The organism is Micromonospora sp. NPDC048894, from assembly GCF_040649765.1.
Lineage (GTDB): Bacteria > Actinomycetota > Actinomycetes > Mycobacteriales > Micromonosporaceae > Micromonospora > Micromonospora antibiotica.
On record NZ_JBEZFY010000007.1, the window covers coordinates 306,003 to 331,093 of the forward strand.

Consider the following 25,091-nt stretch of genomic DNA (forward strand, 5'->3'; position numbering starts at 1 on the left):
CATGACGGACGACCGCTATCCGGTGGCCCGACCGAGCCTGTCCGACCTGGAGGAACGGTACGTGGTCGACGCCCTGCGGAGCGGCTGGGTCTCCTCCCGGGGCCCCTACCTCGACGACTTCGAGGACCGCTTCGCCCGGCGGTGTGCCGCCGGCACGGCGGTGGCCACCGCCAACGGCACGGTCGCCCTGCATCTGGTCCTCGCCGCCGCCGGGATCGGTCCGGGCGACGAGGTCATCGTTCCCGCGCTGACCTACGTGGCGACCGCGAACGCCGTCGCGTACTGCGGGGCGCGCGCCGTCTGTGTGGACGTGCGGCCGCAGAACTGGTGCGTCGACCCCGCCGCGGTCCGGGCCGCGATCGGGCCACGCACCCGGGCGGTCATCGCCGTCGACCTGTACGGCCATCCCGCCGACTACCCCGCCCTGCGCGCGCTGTGCCACCGGCACGGCCTGCTGCTGGTCGCCGACGCCGCGGAGTCCTTCGGGGCCACGGTCGACGGGGAGCCGACCGGTTCCCTGGCCGACGCCACGACCTTCTCGTTCTTCGGCAACAAGGTGATCACCGCCGGCGAGGGCGGCTGCGTCACCACCTCCGACGCCCCGCTGGCCGAGCGGATGCGGCTGCTGCGCAACCAGGGCATGGATCCGCAACGGCGGTACTACTTCCCGGTGCTGGGCTACAACTACCGGATGACCAACCTGGCCGCCGCGCTGCTCTGCGCCCAACTGGAGCGGGCCGACGAGATCATCGCCCGGCGGGACGCGGTGATCGCCGGCTACGAGGCGCAGCTGGCCGACGAGCCGGCGCTGTCGGCGCAGCCGGTGCTCGCCGGCGTCCGCCGCGCGCCGTGGATGGCCGCCTTTCTGGTCGGGCCCGAAGGGGACGCCATCTCCCGGGACGCGGTGGCCCGGGCGCTCGACCGGCTCGGCGTGGAGACCCGGCCCTTCTTCGTGCCGATCCCCGACCTGCCGGCGCACCGTGATCCGGGCGCGCACTGCCCGGTGACCGTCGACCTGAGCAGGCGCGGCATCAACCTGCCCACCTATCCGGAGCTGACCGACGCGGGGGTCAAGGCGGTGGTGGAGCGCGTCCGCGCCGCCCTGTCGACCGTCGCCTGACCGGTCGACCCGCCCCCTGCGGCCCGCCCGTCCGGCCCGCGCCCGGCTCACCCGCCGGGCGGTCCCGCCCCGGCTCACCCGCCGGGCGGGACCGGGTCGAGCCGGCGGTGTGCCGGCGCGCGGTGCGCCGCACGGTGCCGCAGCAGCAGCAGGTAGCTGCTGGCCCAGGCAACCGCGCTGACCAGAGCGAGCGCCGCGAGCGCACCGGCCGCGCCGGTGGCCCCGAACAGCACCGCCGCGCCGACGACCACGGGCACCCGCAATCCGCCCAGCAGGATGCCGAGCAGAATCGCCCGCCGGTTCGCCTGCTCCACCCGCAGCCCGGCGAAGCCGACGGCAGCCGGCACCGCGAACAGGCTCTCCAGCGCCAGCAGCACCAGCAGGCTGCGGGCCAGGTCCCAGTTGCCGCCGAGCAGCGTCCTGCCGACCGCGTCGGGCAGGAGGGCGACCGCAGTCGTCATCGGCAGGATGCCGGCAGCCACGAGCAGCGAGACCCGAACGGCCGCCCTGGACCGCACCGCCCGGGACTCGGTGCGGCTGCGGGCCAGGTACGGCAGGGTCAGCGTGGCGGCGGTGGACAGGACCAGGTTCACCGGCCCCAGCAGCGTCCTTCCGGCGCTCAACGCACCGACCACCGAGGTGCCCGCGAAGGCGGCCACCGCGCTCAGCGACAACTGCGCCGATCCGGTGGTCAGCAGGAACTGCGCCCCGAACCCCACTGCGACACGGCTCTCCGCCCGACCGATGCACCAGCCGGGCCGCACCACGTAGCCGCGGCGGACCCCGACGACCACGCCGATCAGCCCACCAGCTAAGGCCCAGATGCCGACCACGTACGGCGCGTCGAGCAGCCGGAGCAGGCCGCTCAGCGCGGCGCAGCCGGTCACCGCCGCCCAGGCGGTCTCCTGGAACAGCGCCCCCGACGGGGTGCCGACGCCGACGGCGATCGCCTTCGCGTAGTCATAGAGCACCAGACCCGGCAGGGCGAGGCCCACGAACACCAGATAGGGCGAGCCATACGCCGCACCCGCGGCCCCGAGCACGGTGCCGCAGACCGTGCCGAGCAGGGTGACCCGCCGGGCGGCGGAGGTGACGCCCGTCCCCGCCGCCAGGACGGCGTCGGTCACCATGCTGCGGACCAGCCCGGAGCCGAGAACGTAGAACGAGAAGGCCAGGGCGAACTCGCCCACCCCGCCGATTGACTCCAGCCGGGTGACGGTGATCGCCACCAGCAGGTTGCCGCCGCTGGACAACCCCCCGACGAGCAGGGCGAGCACGGCCCGACCACCGCTGCGGGGGACAACCGGGGCGTCGCTACGACCGACGCGGGAGCGGGCCCGAACGGTCACCGGGCGGCACCCGCCAGCAGCGGCACCCGGTCGTCCCGCCCGACGGGGGCGCGACGGGTCAGCCACAGCAGGAGAAAGACCGGTACCGCCGACATCAGGTGTTGCAGGAAGCCGATGGTGGAGTCGGGATAGGTCCCGGACCAGAGCAGCACATCGGAGAAGACCAGGCAGAACAACGTCAACCGGGCCGGGCCCGGTCGACCCCGCCAGCGCAGCAGCAGCGCCACGAACCCGGCCCAGAAGGCGTGCACGGCCACCACCCCGACGGGACCGTCGAACAACCAGATGTTGCCCAGCAACAGGAAGTTGAAGGCCGACGTCGGCCCGCCGCCGAGGAACTGGTTGATCCGTTGCCCGGTGGACAGCGCCGGCCGGTCCGGATCAAGCACCCGGGGCACCAGCCCGTACCGGAAATAGTCCACGACACCGGGCTGGCCGATCTCGACCGGCACCTCGAAGCCCGCCACCGCCGTGAGTTGACTGTCCAGACGGATCCGGTCGGCGGCGGTGACCTGGGTGTCCACCACGACCCCGTGCTCCTCACGGATGGCGTTGCGCTGGGCGAACATGGCGGGCCAGGCGAGCAGGAGGACCACCGCCCAGAGCAGGAGATGACGCAGCCGGAAGACGCCGCAGACCGCCCCGGCGGCAGCCACGAAGAACACCAGCGCGATCAGTGGCGCGGAACGGGCGGTCAGCGCTGCGACGTACGCCTCCACGCCGACGAGAGCGGTCAGCCAGCAGTACAGCTTCGGCTGCGAGAGCCGACCGCTGAGTCGGCTGCCCACCAGCAGGGCGAAGCCCAGCGTGCCCCAGCCGGAGAAGAGCGCACACACCATCCCCAGAGGTGTGTCGGACAGGTCGCCGGACACCTGGGCGACGACGGTCCCCCGACCGAGGTGGGCCCCGACGATGTTCGCCGCGATGCCGGTCAGGGTTACCAGCCGGGCCACCGGATAGATCTGGGGGTACCGGGCGGTCGCCTGTCGCATACCCTGCCGCCACTGCGGATCGGGACGCCCGAAGGCCATGCCGGCCGTCTCCACACAGACGCTGCCGAGCAACGCCAGGCCCACCAGGAACACGAGGAAACCGGTACGCGGGTTGTGGTGGAGCACCGCCATCGGCACGATGAACACCGCGTACGGGGCGAGCACGAGGAAGCTGACGGGATAGCACCGCAGCAGCCCGCCGACGAACTCCCGCTGACGTTCCGCCCGGGCACTCCGCCCCGGTCGGGTCATGCGCGCGTCCGGCCGGGGAAGCTGCGGGCCAACCACAGCAGAGAGAAGACCGCCATCGCCGACACCGCGTGTTGCAGGAACCCGATCATCGAGTCGGGGTAGGTGCCGGACCACAGCAACGCGTCGGAGAACACCAGGCAGACCAGGCTCAACCGGGCCGGGCCGGGCCGGCCCCGCCAGCGCAGCAGCAGCGCCACGAACCCGGCCCAGAAGGCGTGCACGGCCACCACCCCGTCGGGACCGTCGAAAAACCACATGTTGCCCAGCAACAGGAAGTTGGAGGCCGACGTCCGGCTACCGCCGAGGTACCGGTTGATCCGTTGCCCGGTCGTCAGAGCCGGCCGGTCGGGGTCCAGAAGCCGCGGCACCAGACCGTACCTGAGGTAGTCGACGCCCTCGGGCTGGCCGAGGTCGACGGGGACCTCCGTGGCGGCGACGACCGTCAGTTGCCGGTCCAGGCGCATCCGGTCCGTCGCGGTGACCGCGTCGTCCACCGCGACGCCCTGGTCCTCCCGTAGCCCGTTGCGGTAGTCGAACATGGCCGGCCACAGCAGCACCAGCATCAGCGTGCCGACTATCAGGTACCGCAACCGGAACACGCCGCAGATCACCCCGGCGGTGACCGCGAAGAAGACGAAGGCGATCAGGGGCGCCGTGAGGGCGGTCAGCACGGTGACGACGGCCTTGGTGGCGACGAGCGCGCCCAGCCAGCCGTACAGCTTCACCTTGGACAGGTAGCCGCCGAGGTGACTGGCGACCAGCAGCGCGAACCCGAGCGCCGCCCAACCGGAGAACAACTTGGTCAGCGCCACCATCGGCGTGTCGGACACCTCCTCGGAGATCTGCGCGACGAGGTTCCCCTCCCCGAGGTGCGCTCCCAGTAGTTCGGCCGCGATGCTGACCAGCACGACCAGGCGGGCCACCGGATAGATCCCCGGGTACCGGGCGGTCGCCTGGCGCATGCCGCGCCGCCACTGCGGATCGGGCCGTCCGAGGAGCAGACAGAACGTCTCCACGGAGACACTGCCCAGCAATGCCAGGCCCACCAGGAACACGATGAAACCGGTACGCGGGTTGTCATTGACCACCGCCATCGGCAAGATCAACAGCGCGTACGGGGCGAGCACCAGGAAGCTCACGGGATAGCAGCGCAGCAGCCGACCGACCAGTTCCCGATGGCGTCCCGACGACGCTGCACGGGCCGGACGGGCTGCCCGGGAGTAGCCGACATCGATTGCGGAGCCAGGGTCGGAGACCGCCCTGGACCAGGTCATCGTCCGCCCCTCCCCGTTTTCGGTCGCCGCATGCGCAACGAGCGAGGCGAGGTCCACGAAACGCTCCGGAGGGGAAACTCCGGGCATCGGGGGCCGCACGGCGTGCGCCCCGTCCGGTGGCCGGACGGGGCGCGCGGGTGCCGGTCGGCACTACCCCAGCACGGTGTCGACCAGGGTCTTCGCCTCCTGTTGGAGCTGGGCCAGGTGCTCGGGCCCCTGGAACGACTCGGCGTAGATCTTGTAGACGTCCTCGGTGCCCGACGGCCGGGCCGCGAACCAGCCCGACTCGGTGGTCACCTTCAGCCCGCCGATGGACGCGCCGTTGCCCGGAGCGCTGGTCAGGATGCCGGTGATCGGCTCGCCGGCCAGCTCGGTGGCGGTGACCTGCTCCGGGGAGAGCCGGCCCAGCACCGCCTTCTGCTCCCGGCTGGCCGGAGCGTCGATCCGGGCGTACGCGGGTGCGCCGAAGCGTTCGGTCAGTGCGGCGTAGTGCTCGCTCGGGGTCCGGCCGGTGGTGGCGATGATCTCGGCGGCGAGCAGGCAGAGCAGGATGCCGTCCTTGTCGGTGGTCCAGGTGCTGCCGTCGCGGCGCAGGAACGACGCCCCGGCGCTCTCCTCGCCGCCGAAGCCGACCGTGCCGTCGAGCAGCCCGGAGACGAACCACTTGAAGCCGACCGGCACCTCCAGCAGCGGTCGGCCCAGGTCGGCGGCGATCCGGTCGATCATCGAGGAGGAGACCAGGGTCTTGCCGACGGCCGCCGCCGGCCCCCACTGCGACCGGGTCCGGAACAGGTGGCCGATCGCCACCGCCAGGTAGTGGTTGGGGTTGAGCAGGCCCCCGTCGGGGGTGACGATGCCGTGCCGGTCGGCGTCGGCGTCGTTGCCGGTGGAGACCTGGAACCGGTCCCGGGCGGCGATCAGCGACGCCATCGCGTTGGGCGACGAGCAGTCCATCCGGATCTTGCCGTCGCCGTCGAGGGTCATGAACCGCCAGGTCGGGTCGACCAACGGGTTGATCACGGTGAGGTCGAGGCGGTGCCGCTGCGCGATCTCACCCCAGTAGGCGACGCTGGCCCCGCCGAGCGGGTCGGCACCGATCCGCACCCCGGCGTCGCGGATCGCGTCGATGTCGAGCACCGACGGCAGGTCGTCGACGTAGCCGGCGAGGAAGTCGTACGTGCCGGTGGTGTCGGCGGCGCGCGCCCGCGCGTACGGGATGCGCCTGACCTCCTTGAGCCCGGTGGCCAGGATGGCGTTGGCCCGGTCCTGGATCCACCTCGTGACGTCGGTGTCGGCGGGCCCGCCGTTGGTCGGGTTGTACTTGAAGCCGCCGTCGTCGGGCGGGTTGTGCGACGGGGTGATCACGATGCCGTCGGCGAGCCCGTCGGTGCGGCCCCGGTTGTGGGTGAGCACTGCGTGCGACAGCGCGGGGGTGGGGGTGTAGCCGTCGCGGCTGTCCCGCAGCACGGTCACCCCGTTGCCGGCGAGCACCTCCAGCGCGTCGGCCTCGGCGGGGGCGGACAGCGCGTGGGTGTCCCGGGCCAGGAAGAGCGGCCCGGTCAGGCCCTGCTCCCGGCGGTAGTCGCACAGCGCCTGGGTGACGGCGAGGATGTGGTCGGAGTTGAAGGCGTTGCGCAGGCTGGACCCCCGGTGGCCGGAGGTGCCGAACGAGACCTGCTGCGCCGGGTCGTCCGGGTCCGGGTGCTCGGCGTAGTAGGCGGTCACCAGCCGGGGCACGTCGACCAGGTCGGCGGGCTCGGCGGGCTGTCCGGCACGGGGATGGGCCACTGCGGAAACCTCCTTGGGGTACGGGTCGGTGCGCTGTCTTCCCCGGCGTCGGCCGGGTCACACCCGGCTCAGGGCTCGACGCGCTGACCCTTGCCGATGACGACGACGCCGTTGTCGGAGACGGTGTAGCGCTGCCGGTCCTTCTCCAGGTCGACGCCGATCTCGGCGCCCTCGGGCACGAAGACGTTCTTGTCGAGGATGGCGTTGCGGATCACCGCGTGCCGGCCCACCTCGACGCCCTCCATCAGCACCGCGCCGTCGACCTGCGCCCAGGAGTGCACCTTGACCTTGGGCGAGACGACCGAGTTCTCCACCAGCGAGCCGGAGATCACCGCGCCGGGCGAGATCATCGAGCCGACGGCCCGGCCGACCCGCTCGCCCCACTGGTGGACGAACTTCGCCGGCGGGTACGGCGGCTGGTCGGTGTAGATGGGCCAGTCGAAGTTGTAGAGGTTGAACACCGGGTGCACGTTGATCAGATCCATGTGCGCGTCGTAGAACGAGTCGAGCGTCCCCACGTCCCGCCAGTAGCCCCGGTCCCGGTCGGTGCTGCCGGGCACCTCGTTGTCCTTGAAGTCGTAGACGTTCGCCTCGCCCCGCTCGACGAGCATCGGGATGATGCTGCCGCCCATGTCGTGCTTGCTGGTCTTGTCGGCCGCGTCCCGCTCGACGACCTCGCAGAGCGCCCGGGTGGAGAAGACGTAGTTGCCCATCGAGGCGTAGATCTGGTCGGGGGCGTCGGGCAGGCCGACCGCGTCGGTGGGCTTCTCCCGGAACGCCCGGATCCGCTTGCCGTCCTCGCCGACCTCGATCACGCCGAACTGGTCGGCCATCGACAGCGGTTGGCGGATACCGGCGACGGTGACCGCCGCCCCGGAGGCGATGTGGTCGTCGACCATCTGCCGGGGGTCCATCCGGTAGATGTGGTCGGCGCCGAAGACGATCACGTGGTCCGGCTGCTCGTCGTTGATCAGGTTGAAGCTCTGGTAGATCGCGTCGGCGGAGCCGGCGAACCACCAGGGGCCCCGGCGCTGCTGGGCCGGCACCGGCGTGACGTAGTTGCCGAGCAGGGTCGACATCCGCCACGTCTTGGTGATGTGCCGGTCCAGGGAGTGGGACTTGTACTGGGTCAAAACGACGATCTTGAGAAAGCCGGCGTTCGCCAGATTGGACAGGACGAAATCGACCATGCGGTACATCCCGCCGAACGGGACGGCCGGCTTGGCCCGGTCCGCGGTGAGCGGCATGAGGCGCTTGCCCTCTCCGCCGGCCAGGACGATCGCGAGCACCTTGGCAGCCATGACCAGACGCTATCCATACCGCTGCGACTTCACCACTCGTACGGGCACAGTTCCGTGACCGGTGCGCGGCCGGTTTCTGCACTAGGGTGCCGGGCATGACCGACTCCGCCCCGCTGCGCGTGGACCTGCTCACCCGCGAGTACCCGCCGGAGGTGTACGGCGGTGCCGGGGTGCACGTCGAGTACCTGGCCCGGGAGCTGCGCCGGCTCGCCGACGTCCGGGTGCACTGCTTCGGCGCGGAGCGCGTCGAGCCGGGCGTCACCGCGTACCCCGAGCCGGCCGGCCTGGGCGGCGCGAACGCGGCGCTGCGCACCATGGGCGTCGACCTGGCGATGGCCGCCGGATGCGCCGGCACCGACGTGGTGCACAGCCACACCTGGTACGCCAACCTGGCCGGGCACACCGCGAAGCTGCTGTACGGGGTGCCGCACGTGGTGACCGCGCACAGCCTGGAGCCGCTGCGCCCGTGGAAGGCCGAGCAGCTCGGCGGCGGCTATGCGCTCTCCTCCTGGTGCGAGCGGACGGCGATGGAGTCCGCCGACGCGATCGTCGCGGTCAGCGCGGGGATGCGGCGGGACGTGCTGACCGCCTACCCGGCGGTGAACCCGGACCGGGTCCGGGTGGTCTACAACGGCATCGACACCGCCCAGTACGCCCCCGACCACGGCACCGACGTGCTGGACCGGCTCGGCATCGACCCGGCCCGCCCCAGCGTGGTGTACGTCGGGCGGATCACCAGGCAGAAGGGCCTGCCCTACCTGCTGCGCGCCGCCCGGGAGCTGCCCGCCGACACCCAGCTGGTGCTGCTCGCCGGCGCCCCGGACACCCCGGAGATCGCCGCCGAGGTGCAGGGGCTGGTCACCGAGCTGCGGGCCAACCGGTCCGGGGTGGTCTGGGTGGCCGAGATGCTGCCCAAGCCCGAGGTGATCCAGGTGCTCACCCACGCCACCGTCTTCGTCTGCCCGTCGGTCTACGAGCCGATGGGCATCGTCAACCTGGAGGCGATGGCCTGCGAGACCGCGGTGGTGGCGACCGCCACCGGGGGCATCCCCGAGGTGGTCGCCGACGGCGAGACCGGGCTGCTGGTGCCGATCGAGCAGGCCGGCGACGGCAGCGGCAACCCGCTGGACCCGGACCGCTTCGTCGCCGACCTCGGCGCGACGATCAACGAGCTGCTGGCCGACCCGAAGCGCACCGAGGCGTTGGGTCTCGCCGGCCGGCAGCGGGCCGTGGAGCACTTCTCCTGGGACGCCATCGCCGTCCAGACCCTGGAGCTGTACCGCTCACTCCTGGCATAGGGCGAGTTCCCGCCCTGGGCTACCGCCGCGCGGGCCAGGCGAAGGACGGCCGCTACTCGCCGGGCGTGATCAGCCGCAGCGTCGGAAAGTACGAGCGATAGCGGCTGCTGTCACGGGTGAGAAGGCGATAGCGGCACACTGCGGCGTGCGCGCCGATGTAGAAGTCGGCGATTGGCGAACGTTTGGTGCCGCCCTGCCTGCGGTAACGCGCGTACGCCTTGCCGGCCAGGAAGCCCGCCGGGTAGGGCAGTTCCTCACGGAGGAAATCTGTGGCGGGCAGCGCGGCGTCGAGTTCCTCGACACCTTCGAATCGCACTGAAACCTCGGCATACACGATCGGATTGATCACCAGAAGGCCCGCGTCGCGGGCGCTGGCCAGGGCCTCAGCCGACCAGTCGGCCCATTGCGGGTCCTCGGTGAAGACGTCCAACAGGACGTTGGTGTCGACCAGCGTGGCAGCCGTCTCCGGCACCCGAGCGGCGACAGCCCGGATCCGTTCACTCCCCACGGAGTAGGTCCATCAGGTCCTCGGTCGACATGCCCTGCACCTCCGGCGCATTGCCCCTGCCGCGCATGTGCCGGACCAGACGCTGACCACGGGTCTCGGCGTCACTGACCCGCACGATACGCAGTGCGCCGCCTTCCTCGATCACGTCGACCTCATCACCCTCGTGCAGGTTGTACCGGACCCGCAGTTCCGCCGGGATCGTCACCTGACCCTTGCTGTTCAACTTCACGGCAGCCCCCTAGATACGTAATACACATGATACGTGTCGCAGGTCTCTGCCTGGCTGCTCTCAGGTGACGTGAAGGGTGGCGGCGAGGTGGACCAGGGCCGGTGGGGCGGCGGCGGAACGGGCCACCACGGCGACCAGGGGCCGGACCGCCGGGCGGTCGTGCACCTCGCTGCGCGCGGTGCGCTCCGCCTCCAGCACCGCCCGGCCGGCGCGGAGCAGGTTGCCGTCGAGCACGTAGGCACGGGCGGCGTCGAGCAGGTACGCGGCCCGGTGCTCAGGGGGCAGCCACCGCCACTCGTCGCCGGCCACCAGCCGCTCGTGGCGTACCGTCGCCGCCGTGACCTCGCCGAGGGCGGCCTCGGCGACCACCCGCGCGGCCTCCACCGCCGCGCCGCCGCCCTCGGCCCCGGCATCACGGGCCGCCCGGCCGGCCCGGCCGAGCAGATCCCGGGCGGCCCGGCCATCACCCCGCCCGGCGGCGGCCAGGCCGGCCTGGAGCAGCAGCGTGGCGAGCAGGGCCGGGTCGGTTGACTGGTCGTCACCGGTCGTCGATGAGGTCGCCCATGGCGTGCCCGGGGAACGCCCCGGCAGGAGGCGGTGGGCGGCGACGGCGGCGGCCTCCAGCGCGGCCCGCCGCCGGCCGCCGTGGCGCAGGGCCTGGGCCAGCGGCACCGTGGCGGCGGCGGCCACCCACGGGTCCCTGGTGACCTGCGCGGCGGCCACCGCCCGGTCGGCGGCCAGCCAGGCCACCTCCGGCCGGTCGACCTTGAGCAGCACCAGCGCGACCAGGCCGTACCCCCGTGCGAGCAGCCCGTCGGTGGCCCGACCGGGCCGGAGTGCCCGCGCCGCGCGGACCCCGTCGACCAGGCCGGGCAGCAGGACGAGCAGTTCCGGATAGCGCGCGTGCCGGTAGCTCTGCTCCGCGTGGGCCAGGCGGGCGCGCAGTTCCGCCAGGTCGGGCGGCCGGGCCGGTGTCTCGACGTGGTAGCGGGCCAGCGCGGCCAACACCGGCTCGACGCCGGTGGCAGCGGGTTCCGGTCGCGCCGACTCCCCCGCCGACCCGGCGAGCAGCACCTCCAGGTCGATGCGCAGCGTCTCGGCGACCATCCGGAGGTGGGACACCTGCTCCAGCCGGCGTACCCCACGCTCGACCTTGTCGACCCAGCTCTTCGACTTGCCGAGATGGTCGGCGAACTGCTGTTGCGTCATGTTGCGCCGCACCCGCCACTGGGCGACCCGGCGGCCCACCGGCAGCTCGTTCACCGCCGGCCCGTCCCGCTCACCGGACGATCCCCACCACGAGCAGCACGAGTACGCACACCGCGACCGCCACACCGTAGGCGAACCGCCGCCGACGCAGCGCCGTGCGACGCGGCCGGACCGGCACTGGCACCCGGTCGCCATCCGGCAGCGGAGCAGGACCACCCGGCACCGGATACGCCCCTCGCAGCGGCCCCTGATGTGGACGCTCATCCATCCCGTTCTCCTCCTGGGTGCACCAAAGATGCAGGCCACGGCCGACGGCCGGGCGGTTGTGCCAGCTTGCCAATCGGGCCGGAAGGCGCTCCGCTGCTGACGAGAAAGCCTCCCGACAGGAACCAACTTAGGACCCTCAGGTACCTGAGTCAACACAGAGTCCACACCGTGTCGCGCCTGGTGAGATTCTGGACCGGCTGACGAGAGGTGGTCCCATGCCCCGCAAGCCCGTCTATGAACAGGTCGTTGACGACGTCATCGCGTCGGTCCGCAGCGGCACGCTCAAACCCGGCGACAGACTGCCGACGATCGCTCAACTCGCCCAGCAGTACAGCTCGTCCGACAACCCGATCAAACGAGCGCTCTGGATCCTGGATGAGCGGGGCTGGATCGAGGTGCACCAGGGCAAGGGGTCGTTCGTCGCGCCGAAGCCTCCCGCATAGCGCGGGAACCGCTGCTGGACACCCGACAGCCCGGAGTAGATAGCCCGCCCGCACAATGCGTAACCCCGACAGGGGTACCACTCTCCGGAAGGTCGTATGACTGTCAGGCATAAAAATGCCTGACAGTCATACGGGTCTCCGACGAAAGTACTGCCGGACGGAGGCAGGCTCCATGACCATCCCGATGGGCTACCGGAAGATCGCCGCCGACCTGCACGCCCGTATCCAGCAGGGCGAGTACCCGCCGGAGAGCCGGCTGCCCACCTACGCCGAGTTGGCCCGGCTCTACTCGGCAAGCGTCTCGACCGTGCAGCAAGCGGTGATGCTCCTACAGGCCCACGGGATCATCGTCGGCGTTCAGGGGGCCGGCCTGTACGTCGCCGCGACTCCCGCCACCTGAACATCCCCGCCCAGCACAGCGGATGCGGCCGGCTAGCCGGCGGTGGGAGCCGGCACCCTGCGCCACTCACTCGCAGGTAAGACGTGTGCCCGGCTGGCAGGGGGGATGTCAGCCGGGCACACGTGTCTCCGGACAGGTGACGCGGGGAGGGGATCCGACGCGGGGCAGGGGCCTGAGAGGGGGGCAGGGACCTACCGCACGGCTGGGCCGCGTGCAGCACCGCCGGAGAGCTACGGGCGGGACGGATGCCCACCGCAGCGGGGAGGGCTACGAGCAGGGGCGTACCCAGGCGGTGCTGACCCAGCCGTTGGTGTCGCCGCTGTCGTTCCACAGCGAGACGTGGTAGCGGCCGTTGGCCTCCTGCGCCGCGAACATCCGGGTGTTGTAGCCGACCGAGTGCGGCCACTTCGTGGTCGACGAGGTGCTGTCCACGAACACGGACAGGCTGACGGCGGTGGAGCACTTGCTGTACTGGTAGTAGGCCGCCTGGGCGGCGCCACCGGTGGCCACGGCCGCGCCGAGGCTGGTCAGGGCGGTTACCGCCAGGAGGGCGAACGCGCGCTTGCTGGTCGTGCTCACGGGGTACCTCCGGGTCGTCGGGTGTGGTGGGTACGGGCCGCGTCGGCGTCATCGCCGACACGGGCCGGCTCAGCAGGCGCGGACCCAGGCGGTGCTGACCCAGCCGTTGGTGTCACCCGAGGTGTCCCAGAGCGAGACGTGGTAGCGGCCGTTGGCTTCCTGCGCCGCGTACATGACGTTGTTCCAGCCGATCGAGTGCGGCCACCGCGTGGTCGACGAGGTGCTGTCGACGAAGAAGGAGAGCGAGACCGCGTCGGAGCACTTCCGGTACTGGTAGTAGCCGGCCTGGGCGGCTCCACCGGGAACCGCGACCACCGCGAGGCCGACGATCGTGGCGCTTGCCAGGAGGGTCACCGCGCGAGATTTGAGCCGTTTCATCCTACCTCCAGATCGTGATCTGTCGATTAACCCGGCCGACCATACACAGGCGGTGATCTTCCCGCAACGCCACGTGTCCGGGGCTGGGCGAACGTCCGACGGGACGGTCGGCGGGAGAAGGAGCCGCTTGATTGAGCGCGAGAGGATCTCGCACAGTAGGTTGAGCGGGTGAGCGGACGGTTCCCGATCGAAGACGTCTCCCCCGTCGTCGCCTGCGGTCGCTACCCGGCCAAGGCGGTGGTCGACGAGGTGGTACCGGTGTCGGCACGCGCCTACCGGGAGGGGCACGACGCGCTCGGCTGCAACGTGGTCTGGCACGGCCCGGACGGCGCGGCCCGCCCGTTCACCCGGATGCGTCCGGGCGAACCGGGGCAGGACCGCTGGCACGCCACCATCCGGCCGGACGCCGTCGGCGAGTGGTCGTTCACCGTCGAGGCGTTCCAGGACCCCTACCTGACCTGGCAGAACGCGGTGACCAAGAAGGTCGCCGCCGGGCAGGGCGCGGCCGAGCTGGCCAACGACCTGGCCGAGGGCGTGCGGGTGCTGACCGCCGCCCTGGACCTCGTACCGACCGGCGACGTCGGGCGGGTCGAGGCGGCGGTGGCCGCGCTGGGCGACAAGGAGGCCGAGCTGGCCCGCCGGGTCGCCCCGGCACTGGACCTGGCCGACCTGCTCTGGGCCCACCCGGTGCGGGAACTGGTCACCACCGGCGCGGCGCACCGGCTCTGGGTGGACCGCTCCCGGGCGCTCTTCTCCGCCTGGTACGAGTTCTTCCCCCGCTCCGAGGGCGCGGTCCCGGCCACCGTCGACGCCCCGGCCCGCTCGGGCACCTTCGTCACCGCGACGGACCGGCTGCCCGGGGTCGCGGCGATGGGCTTCGACGTGCTCTACCTGCCGCCGATCCACCCGATCGGCCGGGTCAACCGCAAGGGCCGCAACAACGCGCTGACCGCCGGCCCCGACGACGTCGGCTCGCCGTGGGCGATCGGCGCGGCCGAGGGCGGCCACGACGCCATCCACCCCGACCTGGGTACGCCGGCCGACTTCCGCGACTTCGTCGCCGCCGCCGCCGAGCAGGGCCTGGAGGTGGCGATGGACCTGGCGTTGCAGTGCGCCCCCGACCACCCCTGGGTGACCGAGCACCCGGAGTGGTTCACCACCCGCGCCGACGGCAGCATCGCGTACGCGGAGAACCCGCCCAAGAAATACCAGGACATCTACCCGGTCAACTTCGACAACGACCCCGAGGGCATCCGGGCCGAGGTGCTGCGGGTGGTGCGGCACTGGATCGGCGAGGGCGTCCGGATCTTCCGGGTGGACAACCCGCACACCAAGCCGTTCGACTTCTGGCACTGGCTGATCGCCGAGGTCAAGCGCACCGACCCGGACGTGCTCTTCCTGGCCGAGGCGTTCACCCGGCCGGCGATCATGCACGGGCTCGGCAAGGTCGGCTTCACCCAGTCGTACACCTACTTCACCTGGCGCACGACGGCCGCCGAGATGCGCGAGTACTGCGAGGAGCTGGTCGCCTCGGTCGACTGGATGCGGCCCAACTTCTGGCCCAACACCCCGGACATCCTGCACGAGTCCCTGCAACACGGCGGACCGCCGATGTTCAAGATCCGCGCGGTGCTGGCCGCCCTGCTCAGCCCCTCCTGGGGCATCTACGCAGGGTTCGAACTGTTCGAGCACGTCGCCCGCCCCGGCGCGGAGGAGTACCTCGACAACGAGAAGTACGAGCTGCGCCCCCGGGACTGGGCCGGCGCGCAGGCACACGGTCGCTCGCTCGCCCCGTTCGTCGCCACCCTCAACCGGGTACGCCGCGAGCACCCGGCCCTGCACCGGCTGCGCAACCTGATCTTCCACGACATCGACAACCCGACGCTGCTGTGCTGGTCCAAGCACGACCCGGACACCGGCGACACGGTCATCGTGGTCTGCTCGTTCGACTCCCAGACCGTCCAGTGGGGCAACACCACCCTGGACATGCCGGCGCTGGGCTTCGACTGGCACGAACGGTTCACCGTGCACGACGAGCTGACCGGGGCCAGCTACGAGTGGGGGCAGCGCAACGCGGTGCGGCTCGACCCGTACCTGCAACCGGCGCACGTGCTGACGGTCCGCCGCCCGCCGAACCCGCCGGCCGAGATCCCGGCCGGCGCGGAACCGGCCGAGTTGCCGGCCGGCGCGGAACCGGCCGAGTTGACCGTGACGGAGGTGCCCGCCGAACTCTCCGGCGGCACCGCGCCCACCACCCCCGCCCCGGAGGCCGACCAGCCGACCGGCCCCGCCGCGCCCCGCCCCGCCAGGGCCCGCCGCGCCCGGACCGGTGGCTCCAGGACCGGCCGTGCCCCGCACGGCAGCACCCCGACCGACCCCGCCCCGAAGGACGACCGATGGACCAGCTGATCGCCGGCGCGACGCACGACCCGCACGCCCTGCTCGGCGCGCACCCCGCCGACGGGTGGACCACGATCCGCACCCTGCGGCGGGGCGCCGGCGACGTGACGCTGCTCGTCGGCGACGACCGGCACCCGATGAAGCGGGTGCACGACGTCGGCGTCTTCGAGGCCCGCGTCGAAGGCAGCGTGCTCGACTACCGGGTCGACGTCGACGGCTGGGTCACCGACGATCCCTACCGCCACCCGCCGACCCTCGGCGAGCTGGACCTGCACCTGATCGGCGAGGGCCGGCACGAACGGCTCTGGGAGGCGCTCGGCGCGCAGGTCCGCGACGGCGGTGTCGCCTTCGCGGTGTGGGCCCCGAACGCCGGTGGGGTGCGCGTGGTCGGCGACTTCACCGGCTGGGGTCCCGACGACGGCTGGCCGATGCGCAGCCTCGGATCCAGCGGCGTCTGGGAGATCTTCGTGCCCGGCGCACCGGAGGGGGCCCGCTACAAGTACCGCGTCCTCGGTGCCGACGGGCGGTGGCGGGACAAGGCCGACCCGATGGCCGCGTACGCGGAGGTGCCGCCGGCCACCGCCTCGGTGGTGCACCGGTCCCGCTACGAGTGGACCGACGCGCGGTGGCTGGAACAGCGGGCCCGCCGGCAGCCGCACCGGGAACCGATGAGCGTGTACGAGGTGCACCTCGGCTCGTGGCGGCCCGGCCTCAGCTACCGGGAGCTGGCCGAACAGCTCACCACGTACGTCACCGAGATGGGCTTCACGCACGTGGAGTTCCTGCCGGTGATGGAGCACCCGTTCGGCGGTTCCTGGGGCTACCAGGTCACCGGCTACTTCGCGCCCACCTCCCGGTTCGGTGACCCGGACGACTTCCGGCACCTGGTCGACCGGCTGCACGCCGCCGGCATCGGGGTGCTGCTCGACTGGGTGCCCGCGCACTTCCCCAAGGACGAGTGGGCCCTCGCACGCTTCGACGGCACCCCGCTCTACGAACACCCCGACCCGCGCCGCGGCGAACACCCCGACTGGGGCACGTACGTCTTCGACTTCGGTCGCCGCGAGGTGCGCAACTTCCTGGTCGCCAACGCCCTCTACTGGTGCGACGAGTTCCACATCGACGGCCTGCGGGTCGACGCGGTCGCCTCGATGCTCTACCTGGACTACTCCCGCCCCGAGGGACAGTGGCTGCCCAACCAGCACGGCGGCCGGGAGAACCTGGAGGCGATCGCCTTCATGCAGGAGGTCAACGCCACCGTCTACAAGCACCACGCCGGGGTGGTGATGATCGCCGAGGAGTCCACCGCCTGGCCCGGGGTGACCCGGCCCACCGCCGACGGCGGGCTCGGCTTCGGCTTCAAGTGGAACATGGGCTGGATGCACGACACCCTGCTCTACACCGCCAAGGACCCGATCTACCGGCAGCACCACCACCATCAGCTCACCTTCTCCCTGGCGTACGCCTGGAGCGAGAACTACGTGCTGCCGATCAGCCACGACGAGGTGGTGCACGGCAAGGGTTCGCTGGCCGGCAAGATGCCCGGCGACACCTGGCAACGGCTGGCCAACGTACGGGCGCTGCTGGCGTACATGTGGGCGCACCCGGGCAAGCAACTGCTCTTCATGGGCTGCGAGCTGGGCGACGACCGGGAGTGGAGCGAGGAACGCGGCCTCGACTGGTATCTCCTGCACGATCCGGCACGGGCCGGGGTGCAGCGGCTGGTCGCCGACCTCAACGCCGCCTACCGGGACACCCCGGCGCTGTGGGCGCAGGACACCGACCCGGCCGGGTTCCGCTGGATCGCCGGGGACGACGTCGCCAACAACACGGTCTCCTTCGTCCGGATCGCCCCGGACGGCGCGACCCTGGTCTGCGTGGCGAACTTCTCCGCGAGCCCGCTGGAGGACTACCGGGTCGGCCTGCCCGCCGGCGGCACCTGGACCGAGGTGATCAACACCGACGCCCACCACTACGGCGGCTCCGGGGTGGGCAACCTCGGCGCGGTGCACGCCCAGGACGTCCCCTGGCACGGCCTGCCCGCCTCGGCGGCGCTGCGGGTCCCCCCACTCGGCGTACTCTGGCTCCGCCGCGACTGACAGTCCGAAAGGGCCTTGTGGCGCATCCTCTCCGGTCGATATTGTGCACGCCGCACCGGGGGAGGAAGCGCGAGTGAAGACGTGGCTGCAGGCCGTGCTCTCTGTCGTACTGCTCGTCGGCTTCTACGTGTTCGCGGTCGGGCTGGTGGTGGCGCTCGGGGCGTTCGGCATGGGATACGGCACCGATTGGGACGGCTCCGGCACCCGGGAGTTCCGGCCGTTCCTCGTCGGTGCCGCCATCGCCCTGTTCCTCGCGTTGGTCTTCGCCCTCGGCCGGGTAATTGCCCAGCGCCCGACCCCGCCGGCCGGAATTCTGCTCAGCCCCGAACAGGCACCCGAGTTGTGGAGGATCGTCCGCGACCTGGCTACCCGGATGAGCACCCGTGAGCCGGACGACATCCGCTTGACCGCCGGGGCCAACGCCGCCGTGACCGAGGAGGCGAGGCTGCTCGGCCTGCTCCCCGGCCGACGTACGGTGATCCTCGGGCTGCCCCTGCTGCCGGCCTACACCGTCGATCAGGTCCGGGCGGTCCTCGCCCACGAGATGGGGCACTTCTCCGGCCGGCACACCCGCAGCGTGCGCACTGCCCACCGGGCGCGGATGATGATCGTCGAGACCGTCCGGCACACCACCGACGGCGTGCTGCGCGCGGTCCTCTCCGGGTACGCCCGCCTGTTCGTCGCCGTCATGCAGGGCATCAGCCGGCAGATGGAGTACGAGGCGGACCGTTACGCGGTGGCCGTCTCCGGGCGGGACGCCATGGTGACCGCCCTGCGCGAGATCCGGGTGTTGAGCACCGGCTGGGACGAGTACCTGGAGCGCCACGTGCTGCCGGCGTACGACCGTGGGTACCTTCCGGAGGACCTGTTCGGCGGGTTCGCCGCTTACCTGGCCGAATGCCGCGAGGAAGTCCGCCAGCGCAGCATCGAGGTGGCACCCGCCGAGCCGGCCTGGTGGGAGTCGCATCCCCCGATCGGGGAGCGGATCGCCGCGCTGCGCTTCGTGCCGGACGTGTCCGTCACCCCGGACTGCCGCCCTGCCACCGTGCTGGTGCCTGACCTCGACGCGGCAGGCCGTCGACTCCGGGCGAGTCTGTTCGATCGGCCCAACGTCCGGCTGCTGTCCTGGGACCGGCTCACCCCCGCCCTCGCGCACCGGTCCGCCCGGGAACTGGCCTCTCCGCTCTACCAGGCTGCGGCACGGTTGAGTGGACGGCCCAATGCCGATCTCGACCTGCTACTGGACCTCCTCGCCGATGACCGGGGCCTCGACCTCGCCCGGGAACTGGCCCCGCACGATGCGGACGAGGACGCACTCCAGTCGTTGACGGTGGCCTACGAGAGTGCGGTTGAGGCTGCGGCTGTCGACTCCGCAGCCGCCTCCTGGCGGCACTCCTGGTCAGGTCCGCCCGAGTTGCTCACCACGGCCGGCGAACCGCTACCGCTCGGCGAACTGGTGGACCTGTCGGCCGACCCCGCGACCGTGCCCGCCGCCCGGGACCGGCTCGCCGCGCTCGGCATCCGGACGGCTGCCAGCGCCACCGCCTGATCAGCGACCCGGCGGTCAGACCAGGCCGGCGTCGCGGAGCAGCTTCCACAGGCCGGCGCCGTCGGGGGCGGAGAGCCACTTCTGCCCCACCGGCCCCGCCGACGACGGCCGGTCGTTCGGCACGGGCAGGCTACCGGCGAGCACCGACTGGGTCGGGGAGAGCCGGCGGATCGCCACCCCGGCGACGTTCTCCGGGTGGGCGGCGGCGAACTCCCGGTAGATCTCCTGGTCGTGCTGCCCGTCGTCGCCGATCAGCAGCCAGCGCACGTCGGGGAACTCGGCGGCCAACCGGGCCAGGGTGGCCCGCTTGTGCTCCCGGCCGCTGCGGAACCAGCGGTCGGCCGTCGGCCCCCAGTCGGTGAGCAGCAGCGGACCGGCCGGGTAGAGGTGCCGGGACAGGAACCGGGTCAGCGTCGGCGCGACGTTCCACGCGCCGGTGGACAGGTAGAACACCGGGCTGCCGGGGTGGGCGGTGACCAGGCGTTCATAGAGCACCGCCATGCCCGGCACCGCCGTGCGGGCGTGCTCGTCGAGGACGAAGGTGTTCCACGCGGCCAGCATGGGCCGGGGCAGCGCGGTGACCATGACCGTGTCGTCGATGTCGGAGAGGATGCCGAGGCGCACCTCCGGGTCGATCACCCGGACCAGCGCCTCGACCGGTTCGGCGTCGGCGACCCGCAGCCGCACCGAGGCCCAGCCGGGGGCGAAGTTGGCCTTGACCATGGTGTCGACGAAGCCGCTGCGGTCGGCGCGGGCGGTGTGTACGCCGTCGCCGGCCTCGATGGTGACCTCGACATGTTTGGCGGGCAGGGTGGCGAAGCTGCGCCAGCCGCGTACCTTCTCCAGCCGGCCCTGCCGCCGGTCGGGGCGGCTGAGCAGCACCCGGCACATCACCCGGGCCCAACCGGGTGCGCCGTAACCGGCGTACGCGACGATGTTGGGCTGCCAGCCGGTGCGGCGCAACCGGCGCTCGACCAGTTGGTGCAGGGCGTCCTCGATCCGCGCGGCCCGGTGCAGGGTGGGTACGGCCAGCTGGCTCGCGGTGGTGGAGGGCACGTTGCAACCCTGCCACAGGAGTCCGGCAGCGGCCAGGCGAGCGACCAGGAGCACAGCGGGTCGAGCGCCCAGGTGGACGGCGGCGCACGCACCAGACGTCCGACGCCCCGGGCCGGGCGGAAACGAGCCGGGCCTGGCCGGACGGGAGACGGGTCGGGCCGGACGGGAAACGAGTCAGTCCGGACGGGAGACCAGTCGGGCGGGCGCGTCGGGCGGGCGCGGACCGGCAGCGGGTCGGCTGGACCGATCCGGCCCGGGAGGCCCGGCAGGCGTGACACACTCCGGTCGGGACGACGACGGGGGCGTTGGTCGTGTCGACACGTGTACCGCCCGACCGCGCACGGCTGGACCGTCCGGCGCGGGTCGCGCTGCTGCTCGGGGTGGCCGGGGTGGGTTACCGGCTGGTTCTGACCCTGCTGACGGTGCCCGCCGCGAACAGCGACGAGGCGACCTTCGGGCTGGCCGCGCTGCACATCGCCGCCGGCCGGGAACACCCGGTCTTCCTCTACGGGCAGCATTACATGGGCATGATCGAGTCCTACCTGGCCGCCCCGCTGGTGGCGCTGGCCGGACCGTCCTGGCCGGTGCTACGGCTGCCGCTCGTCGCGTCGTACGCGCTCTTCCTCTGGTTGTCGCACCGGCTGAGCCGGCGGCTCTACGGGCCGTGGTTCGCCACCTTCACCGTCGGGTTGCTGGCGCTCGGCACCGAACGGGTGGTCCGCGACCAGCTCACCGTGGTCGGCGGGCGGCCCGAGGGCAAACCGATGGTGCTGGCGATCCTGCTGATCGCGGTGGGGCTGGCGGGGCGACGGGGCCGGTGGCGGCGGCCCGGGTGGCGACGGGCGGCGGTGGGGTTGGCCGGGGTGTGCGCCGGAGCGGCGCTCTGGTCCGACTGGCTGCTCGCCCCCTACCTGGCGGTCGCCGGGGTGCTGCTGGTCTACGCCACCCGCCGGGAGTTGCTCGGCTGGTCGGGGCTGCTGCTGGTGGCCGGGTTCGCGGTCGGGGTGGCCCCGCTGGTCGGGGACAACCTGGTCGCCCCGCCGGGCGCGGACTCGTGGTCGGTGCTGCGCCAGCTCAGCGCCGGCACCGGGCCGACGCCGCCGCTGGTCGACCGGGTGCGCGGTGGGCTGCTGACCGGGGTGCCGCTGGCCACCGGCCTCTGCCAGGTCACCGGGTGCGCCCGCCGGCAGGAGTGGTTCGGGGTGCTCTACCCGGTGCTGCTGGTCGCCGCCGCCGGGCTCGCCCTGGTCGGCTACCGCCGGACCACGGGCCGGCCGACCGCCGTGCGGGTCCGGCCCGTCGCCCAACTCGCCCTGATCGCCGGTGCCGCCCTGACCCTGCTGTCGTACGTCCGCAGTCCGCCCGCCGCGACCGACCCGCTGGCCAACGCCCGCTACCTGGCGGTGGTGCAGATCTCCCTGCCGGCGGTGCTGTGGCCGCTGTGGCTGGCGGCGGCGGCCTGCTGGCGGGGCACCGTCGGGGTGGTCGGTCGGCTGGTCGGGGCGAGCGCCACGGCGGTGCTGGCCGGGTTGACCACCACCGCCGTGGTGGCGACCGGGCTGTTCCTGACGGCGCTGGACGCGCCCCGGGCCGACCAGCGGCGGGCCCGGGAGCTGGCCGACGCGGTGCGCCGGACCGGCCTGCGGGAGGTCTACGGCGACTACTGGACCTGCAACCGGTTGACCTTCGACACCGGTGAGCGGGTGGTCTGCGCGGTGCTCGACGGGCAACTCACCCCCGGGCAGAACCGCTACCGACCGTACTGGCGGCGGGTGGAGGGGGCGCAACGACCCGGGTACGTGCTGCCGGTGGACTCCCCGGCGGAGCGCCGGCTGCGGGGGCTGCTCGGGGACGGGGCCGACCCCGCCCGGCTGGTCGAGGTCGCCGGATACCGGGTGTACCACCCGGCGAGTGCCGTCCGGCCGTGGCGCTGACCTCGGCCCGTACGCTTTCCGGGTGCTCATCCTGCTGCCGCCCTCCGAGGGCAAGGCCGACGCCGGCACCGGTCGTCGGCTAGACCTGACCCGGCTCTCCCTGCCCGAGTTGACCCCGGCCCGCGAGGAGGTGCTGACCGCGCTGATGGCCCTCGGTGCCGCCGACCGGTCGGACGGGCCCGGTGTCGCCGACGCCGCCCTGGCCGCCCTGGGGTTGACCGCCGGTCAGCGGGGCGAGCTGGCCCGCAACGCCCGGCTGGACCGGGCCGCCACCGCACCGGCCGGGCAGGTCTACACCGGGGTGCTCTACGAGGCGCTCGGCCTGGCCACCCTGCCGCCCGGGGCGCTGCGGGCGGCCCGCCGTTCGGTGCTGGTCAGCTCGGGCCTGTGGGGCGCGGTACGCCTCACCGACCGGATCCCGCCGTACCGGTGCCCGATCGGGGCGCGGCTGCCGGGGGTGGGGGCGCTGTCGGCGTACTGGCGGCGGGTGTTGTCGCCGGTGCTGACGGCGGCGGCCGGCGGCGGCCCGGTGCTGGACCTGCGGTCCGCCGCCTATGCGGCGACCTGGACGCCGCCGGCGGAGCTGGCCGCCCGGACGGTCACCGTGCGGGTGCTGCACGAACGCCGGCCGGGGGAACGCACGGTGGTGAGCCACTTCAACAAGGCCACCAAGGGCCGGCTGGTCCGCGACCTGCTGCTTGCGGGGGCCCGGCCGCGCACCGCGACCGCCCTGATCGGCGCGTTGCGTGACCTGAAGTACCCGGTCGAGGAGCAGCCGGTGACGGCGGGCCGCCCCCGTCAGGTCGACGTGGTGGTGACCGAACTCTAGGAACGCAAGATTTCCTCAAATCCGGTGCCGATGGCTGGAGGCGGGCGGACCGGCAGGCGACCGTAGGGGAACCCCCGTCGAGAAGGAGCGGTCCGATGACCTCCGAACCCCGCCTGCTCGACCGGCCGCGCCCCCCGGCGTCCCCACCACCGCTGGACTGGTTGACCCTGGCCGACGCGTTCGAGGTGGCCTGCCTGGTGCGCTGCACGCCGACGCCGGCCGTCGCCACGCACCGCCCGACACCACCCCCACCACGGGCGGTGGTGGAGTTCAACCGGGAGGACGCCGCGCTGCGGATGCGGCAACTGCTCGTCCGGCTCGGCGTCCCCGTCGAGCACGAGGTGGCCACCGGTGGCCTGCGTCGCCGCTACGAGCTGCACCGGTTGCACGTGCCGACGGCGCAGGTGCCCGGGTACACGGCGTTACGCGAGGCCGGCTGGCGGCAGGGACGGCGGGAACTGCTCGGCCCCGCCGTCGGCTCGTCCACCCCCCGGGCCGCCTGGCGGACCCGGCTCGCCTCGGCGGCCTGGCGCTCGGCGTTGCTGGCCGGCGGCCGGCACGTCCGGCGGCACATCCTCGGCATCCGGCTGGCCGACCGGGAACTGGCCGCCGTGCTGGTCCGGTCGGCGGCCCAGTTGGAGGTGCCGGCGCTGCTGCGACCGGGAACCGGCTGCCTGGTGGTCAGCGTCGCCGACGGGCCGGACCGGCTGCGGATCATGGAGCGGGCCGCGTTGGCCCCCGCCCGGCAGCCCGCCCCGGCCTGAGCGCGGCGGACGTCGAGGCGTCCACCCCGCAGCGGGCTGACCCGGCGGTCAGGCCCGGCACCGGCCGTCTGAGCTTGCGCCGAGGGCGGTGACGGCGCAGAGTGCACCGCGTGAGCCGTCGCCGGACCGGGCGCGGCCGGCGGTCCGCCTCCGCCGGCACAGCGCTGCTGATGCTGCTGGTCGTGGTGCTCGGCGGGCTGGTCGCCTGCCAGGACTCCCCCGACGAACCGGTCCGGATCCGGATCGCCACCGGCAGCCCGACCGCCGTCTACCACGCCTTCGGCCAGTCGCTGGCCACCGTCCTCAACCGCGAGATGCCCGGTGTCCGGGCCGGCGTGGTGGTCACCGCCGCCTCCGCCGAGAACGTCCGGCTGGTCGGTTCCGGTGCCGCCGAGCTGGGCTTCACCCAGGCCGACGTGCTCGACACCCACCCGAACGGCCCACCGAAGGTGCTCGCGGTGGCGCGCGTCTACGACGACCTGCTGCACCTGGTCACCACCGCCGGCGGACCGATCCGCGACCTCGCCGACCTGCGCGGACGGCGGGTCTCGGTGGGCGCGGCCGGGTCCGGCACCGAGGTCACGGTGACCCGGCTTTTGGAGGTGGCCCGGCTCGGCGGCGACCAGGTCCGGCAGGAACACCTCGGGCTGGACGACTCGGTGGCCGCGCTGCGGGCCGGCCGGATCGACGCCTTCTTCTTCTCCGGTGGCCTGCCGGTACGCGGGGTGAAGGCGCTCGCCGACGCCACCTCGATCCGGCTGGTGAACCTGGGCGAGTGGACCGAGCCGCTACGTCGCGCCTACCGGGAGGTGTACGTCTCCCGGGACATCCCCCGCTCGGTGTACGGGGTGGACCCGGTCACCACGGTCGCCAACCCCAACTACCTGATCGTCCGGGCGGACCTGCCGGAGCCCCTGGTGCGCGAGGTGACCCGGTTGCTGATGGAACGTCGGTCGGAGCTGGCCGCCGCCCACCCGGCAGCCGGCCGGATGAGTCCCCGCTCGGCGATCGCCACCACCCCGCTACCGCTGCACCCGGGCGCAGCCGCCTGGTACCGGTCCGCCAAACCCTGA

General features: G+C 72.7%; 23 protein-coding genes. 11 read left to right on the top strand and 12 right to left on the bottom strand.

The window, feature by feature from the left end:
• Window position 1 precedes the first annotated feature (1 nt).
• On the top strand, window positions 2–1,120 hold the full coding sequence (locus AB0C22_RS18265) for a DegT/DnrJ/EryC1/StrS aminotransferase family protein (RefSeq protein WP_357536029.1): 1,119 nt from the start codon (window positions 2–4) through the stop codon (window positions 1,118–1,120).
• Between the two features lie 74 nt (window positions 1,121–1,194).
• On the opposite strand, the gene AB0C22_RS18270 is transcribed toward AB0C22_RS18265, so the two are convergent.
• From AB0C22_RS18270 to glgC, 5 genes are all read right to left on the bottom strand, one after another.
• Window positions 1,195–2,469 (bottom strand): hypothetical protein, encoded by a 1,275-nt coding sequence (locus AB0C22_RS18270; RefSeq protein ID WP_357536031.1) that lies wholly within the window; start codon window positions 2,467–2,469, stop codon window positions 1,195–1,197.
• Complete coding sequence (locus AB0C22_RS18275) at window positions 2,466–3,713, bottom strand: hypothetical protein (RefSeq protein ID WP_357536033.1); 1,248 nt, start codon at window positions 3,711–3,713, stop codon at window positions 2,466–2,468. Before AB0C22_RS18275 ends, AB0C22_RS18270 begins: the two co-directional genes overlap by 4 nt.
• Complete coding sequence (locus tag AB0C22_RS18280; protein ID WP_357536035.1) at window positions 3,710–4,852, bottom strand: hypothetical protein; 1,143 nt, start codon at window positions 4,850–4,852, stop codon at window positions 3,710–3,712. Before AB0C22_RS18280 ends, AB0C22_RS18275 begins: the two co-directional genes overlap by 4 nt.
• 285 nt (window positions 4,853–5,137) lie before the next feature.
• Window positions 5,138–6,775 (bottom strand): phosphoglucomutase (alpha-D-glucose-1,6-bisphosphate-dependent), encoded by a 1,638-nt coding sequence (gene pgm / locus AB0C22_RS18285; RefSeq protein WP_357536037.1) that lies wholly within the window; start codon window positions 6,773–6,775, stop codon window positions 5,138–5,140.
• Window positions 6,776–6,843: 68 nt separating this feature from the next.
• Window positions 6,844–8,076 (bottom strand): glucose-1-phosphate adenylyltransferase, encoded by a 1,233-nt coding sequence (glgC, locus tag AB0C22_RS18290; RefSeq protein WP_357536039.1) that lies wholly within the window; start codon window positions 8,074–8,076, stop codon window positions 6,844–6,846.
• A 95-nt stretch (window positions 8,077–8,171) separates the two neighbouring features.
• Here glgC and glgA point away from each other — a divergent pair, with 95 nt between their 5' ends.
• The gene (glgA, locus tag AB0C22_RS18295) at window positions 8,172–9,374 is read left to right on the top strand and encodes a glycogen synthase (RefSeq protein ID WP_357536041.1); all 1,203 of its coding nucleotides are present in this window, start codon (window positions 8,172–8,174) and stop codon (window positions 9,372–9,374) included.
• Between the two features lie 52 nt (window positions 9,375–9,426).
• On the opposite strand, the gene AB0C22_RS18300 is transcribed toward glgA, so the two are convergent.
• From AB0C22_RS18300 to AB0C22_RS18315, 4 genes are read right to left on the bottom strand one after another with little or no spacing between them, the layout of a single operon-like run.
• Window positions 9,427–9,882 (bottom strand): type II toxin-antitoxin system VapC family toxin, encoded by a 456-nt coding sequence (locus tag AB0C22_RS18300; protein ID WP_357536043.1) that lies wholly within the window; start codon window positions 9,880–9,882, stop codon window positions 9,427–9,429.
• Window positions 9,872–10,111, bottom strand: a complete 240-nt coding sequence (locus tag AB0C22_RS18305; protein WP_282272693.1) for an AbrB/MazE/SpoVT family DNA-binding domain-containing protein — start codon at window positions 10,109–10,111, stop codon at window positions 9,872–9,874. The genes AB0C22_RS18300 and AB0C22_RS18305 overlap by 11 nt, the downstream gene beginning before the upstream one ends.
• Window positions 10,112–10,171: 60 nt before the next feature.
• Window positions 10,172–11,374, bottom strand: a complete 1,203-nt coding sequence (locus tag AB0C22_RS18310; RefSeq protein ID WP_357536045.1) for a helix-turn-helix domain-containing protein — start codon at window positions 11,372–11,374, stop codon at window positions 10,172–10,174.
• Between the two features lie 16 nt (window positions 11,375–11,390).
• Complete coding sequence (locus AB0C22_RS18315) at window positions 11,391–11,588, bottom strand: hypothetical protein (RefSeq protein ID WP_357536047.1); 198 nt, start codon at window positions 11,586–11,588, stop codon at window positions 11,391–11,393.
• Window positions 11,589–11,802: 214 nt separating this feature from the next.
• Here AB0C22_RS18315 and AB0C22_RS18320 point away from each other — a divergent pair, with 214 nt between their 5' ends.
• A complete protein-coding gene (locus tag AB0C22_RS18320; protein WP_282272687.1) occupies window positions 11,803–12,030 on the top strand; it encodes a winged helix-turn-helix domain-containing protein in 228 nt (75 codons plus the stop codon).
• Window positions 12,031–12,202: 172 nt separating this feature from the next.
• Window positions 12,203–12,430 (top strand): winged helix-turn-helix domain-containing protein, encoded by a 228-nt coding sequence (locus AB0C22_RS18325; protein ID WP_357536049.1) that lies wholly within the window; start codon window positions 12,203–12,205, stop codon window positions 12,428–12,430.
• A gap of 267 nt (window positions 12,431–12,697) precedes the next feature.
• Here AB0C22_RS18325 and AB0C22_RS18330 read toward each other — a convergent pair whose 3' ends face one another.
• On the bottom strand, window positions 12,698–13,009 hold the full coding sequence (locus AB0C22_RS18330) for a hypothetical protein (RefSeq protein WP_357536051.1): 312 nt from the start codon (window positions 13,007–13,009) through the stop codon (window positions 12,698–12,700).
• A gap of 69 nt (window positions 13,010–13,078) precedes the next feature.
• Window positions 13,079–13,363: a hypothetical protein gene (locus AB0C22_RS18335; RefSeq protein ID WP_357536053.1), complete on the bottom strand. Its 285-nt coding sequence runs from the start codon at window positions 13,361–13,363 to the stop codon at window positions 13,079–13,081.
• Between the two features lie 192 nt (window positions 13,364–13,555).
• On the opposite strand from AB0C22_RS18335, the gene AB0C22_RS18340 reads away from it, so the two are divergent.
• The 3 genes from AB0C22_RS18340 to AB0C22_RS18350 all read left to right on the top strand — a co-directional run bounded on the left by AB0C22_RS18340 (window position 13,556) and on the right by AB0C22_RS18350 (window position 19,435).
• Complete coding sequence (locus AB0C22_RS18340; protein ID WP_357536055.1) at window positions 13,556–15,796, top strand: maltotransferase domain-containing protein; 2,241 nt, start codon at window positions 13,556–13,558, stop codon at window positions 15,794–15,796.
• On the top strand, window positions 15,784–17,886 hold the full coding sequence (gene glgB, locus AB0C22_RS18345; protein ID WP_357536057.1) for a 1,4-alpha-glucan branching protein GlgB: 2,103 nt from the start codon (window positions 15,784–15,786) through the stop codon (window positions 17,884–17,886). The genes AB0C22_RS18340 and glgB overlap by 13 nt, the downstream gene beginning before the upstream one ends.
• 73 nt (window positions 17,887–17,959) lie before the next feature.
• Window positions 17,960–19,435 carry a M48 family metallopeptidase gene (locus AB0C22_RS18350; protein ID WP_357536059.1) on the top strand — a complete coding sequence of 492 codons (1,476 nt, stop codon included), beginning with the start codon at window positions 17,960–17,962 and terminating at the stop codon, window positions 19,433–19,435.
• A gap of 15 nt (window positions 19,436–19,450) precedes the next feature.
• Here the strand turns inward: AB0C22_RS18350 and AB0C22_RS18355 are convergent, their stop codons facing one another.
• Window positions 19,451–20,491 (bottom strand): phosphatase domain-containing protein, encoded by a 1,041-nt coding sequence (locus tag AB0C22_RS18355; RefSeq protein ID WP_308291075.1) that lies wholly within the window; start codon window positions 20,489–20,491, stop codon window positions 19,451–19,453.
• 305 nt (window positions 20,492–20,796) lie between these two features.
• Here AB0C22_RS18355 and AB0C22_RS18360 point away from each other — a divergent pair, with 305 nt between their 5' ends.
• The 4 genes from AB0C22_RS18360 to AB0C22_RS18375 all read left to right on the top strand — a co-directional run bounded on the left by AB0C22_RS18360 (window position 20,797) and on the right by AB0C22_RS18375 (window position 25,091).
• Window positions 20,797–22,425 (top strand): hypothetical protein, encoded by a 1,629-nt coding sequence (locus AB0C22_RS18360; protein ID WP_357536061.1) that lies wholly within the window; start codon window positions 20,797–20,799, stop codon window positions 22,423–22,425.
• 22 nt (window positions 22,426–22,447) lie between these two features.
• On the top strand, window positions 22,448–23,254 hold the full coding sequence (gene yaaA / locus AB0C22_RS18365) for a peroxide stress protein YaaA (RefSeq protein ID WP_357536063.1): 807 nt from the start codon (window positions 22,448–22,450) through the stop codon (window positions 23,252–23,254).
• 95 nt (window positions 23,255–23,349) lie between these two features.
• The gene (locus AB0C22_RS18370) at window positions 23,350–24,018 is read left to right on the top strand and encodes a hypothetical protein (protein WP_219469255.1); all 669 of its coding nucleotides are present in this window, start codon (window positions 23,350–23,352) and stop codon (window positions 24,016–24,018) included.
• 170 nt (window positions 24,019–24,188) lie between these two features.
• Window positions 24,189–25,091 (top strand): TAXI family TRAP transporter solute-binding subunit, encoded by a 903-nt coding sequence (locus tag AB0C22_RS18375; protein ID WP_219470843.1) that lies wholly within the window; start codon window positions 24,189–24,191, stop codon window positions 25,089–25,091.

Coding starts and splice junctions, on each gene's coding strand:
- AB0C22_RS18325 (WP_357536049.1), top strand. CDS start 12,203: ATGACCATCCCGATGGGCTACCGGAAGATCGCCGCCGACCTGCACGCC.
- AB0C22_RS18370 (WP_219469255.1), top strand. CDS start 23,350: ATGACCTCCGAACCCCGCCTGCTCGACCGGCCGCGCCCCCCGGCGTCC.
- AB0C22_RS18315 (WP_357536047.1), bottom strand. CDS start 11,588: ATGGATGAGCGTCCACATCAGGGGCCGCTGCGAGGGGCGTATCCGGTG.
- AB0C22_RS18320 (WP_282272687.1), top strand. CDS start 11,803: ATGCCCCGCAAGCCCGTCTATGAACAGGTCGTTGACGACGTCATCGCG.
- glgA (WP_357536041.1), top strand. CDS start 8,172: ATGACCGACTCCGCCCCGCTGCGCGTGGACCTGCTCACCCGCGAGTAC.
- AB0C22_RS18375 (WP_219470843.1), top strand. CDS start 24,189: ATGCTGCTGGTCGTGGTGCTCGGCGGGCTGGTCGCCTGCCAGGACTCC.
- AB0C22_RS18275 (WP_357536033.1), bottom strand. CDS start 3,713: ATGACCCGACCGGGGCGGAGTGCCCGGGCGGAACGTCAGCGGGAGTTC.
- glgC (WP_357536039.1), bottom strand. CDS start 8,076: ATGGCTGCCAAGGTGCTCGCGATCGTCCTGGCCGGCGGAGAGGGCAAG.
- AB0C22_RS18265 (WP_357536029.1), top strand. CDS start 2: ATGACGGACGACCGCTATCCGGTGGCCCGACCGAGCCTGTCCGACCTG.
- glgB (WP_357536057.1), top strand. CDS start 15,784: ATGGACCAGCTGATCGCCGGCGCGACGCACGACCCGCACGCCCTGCTC.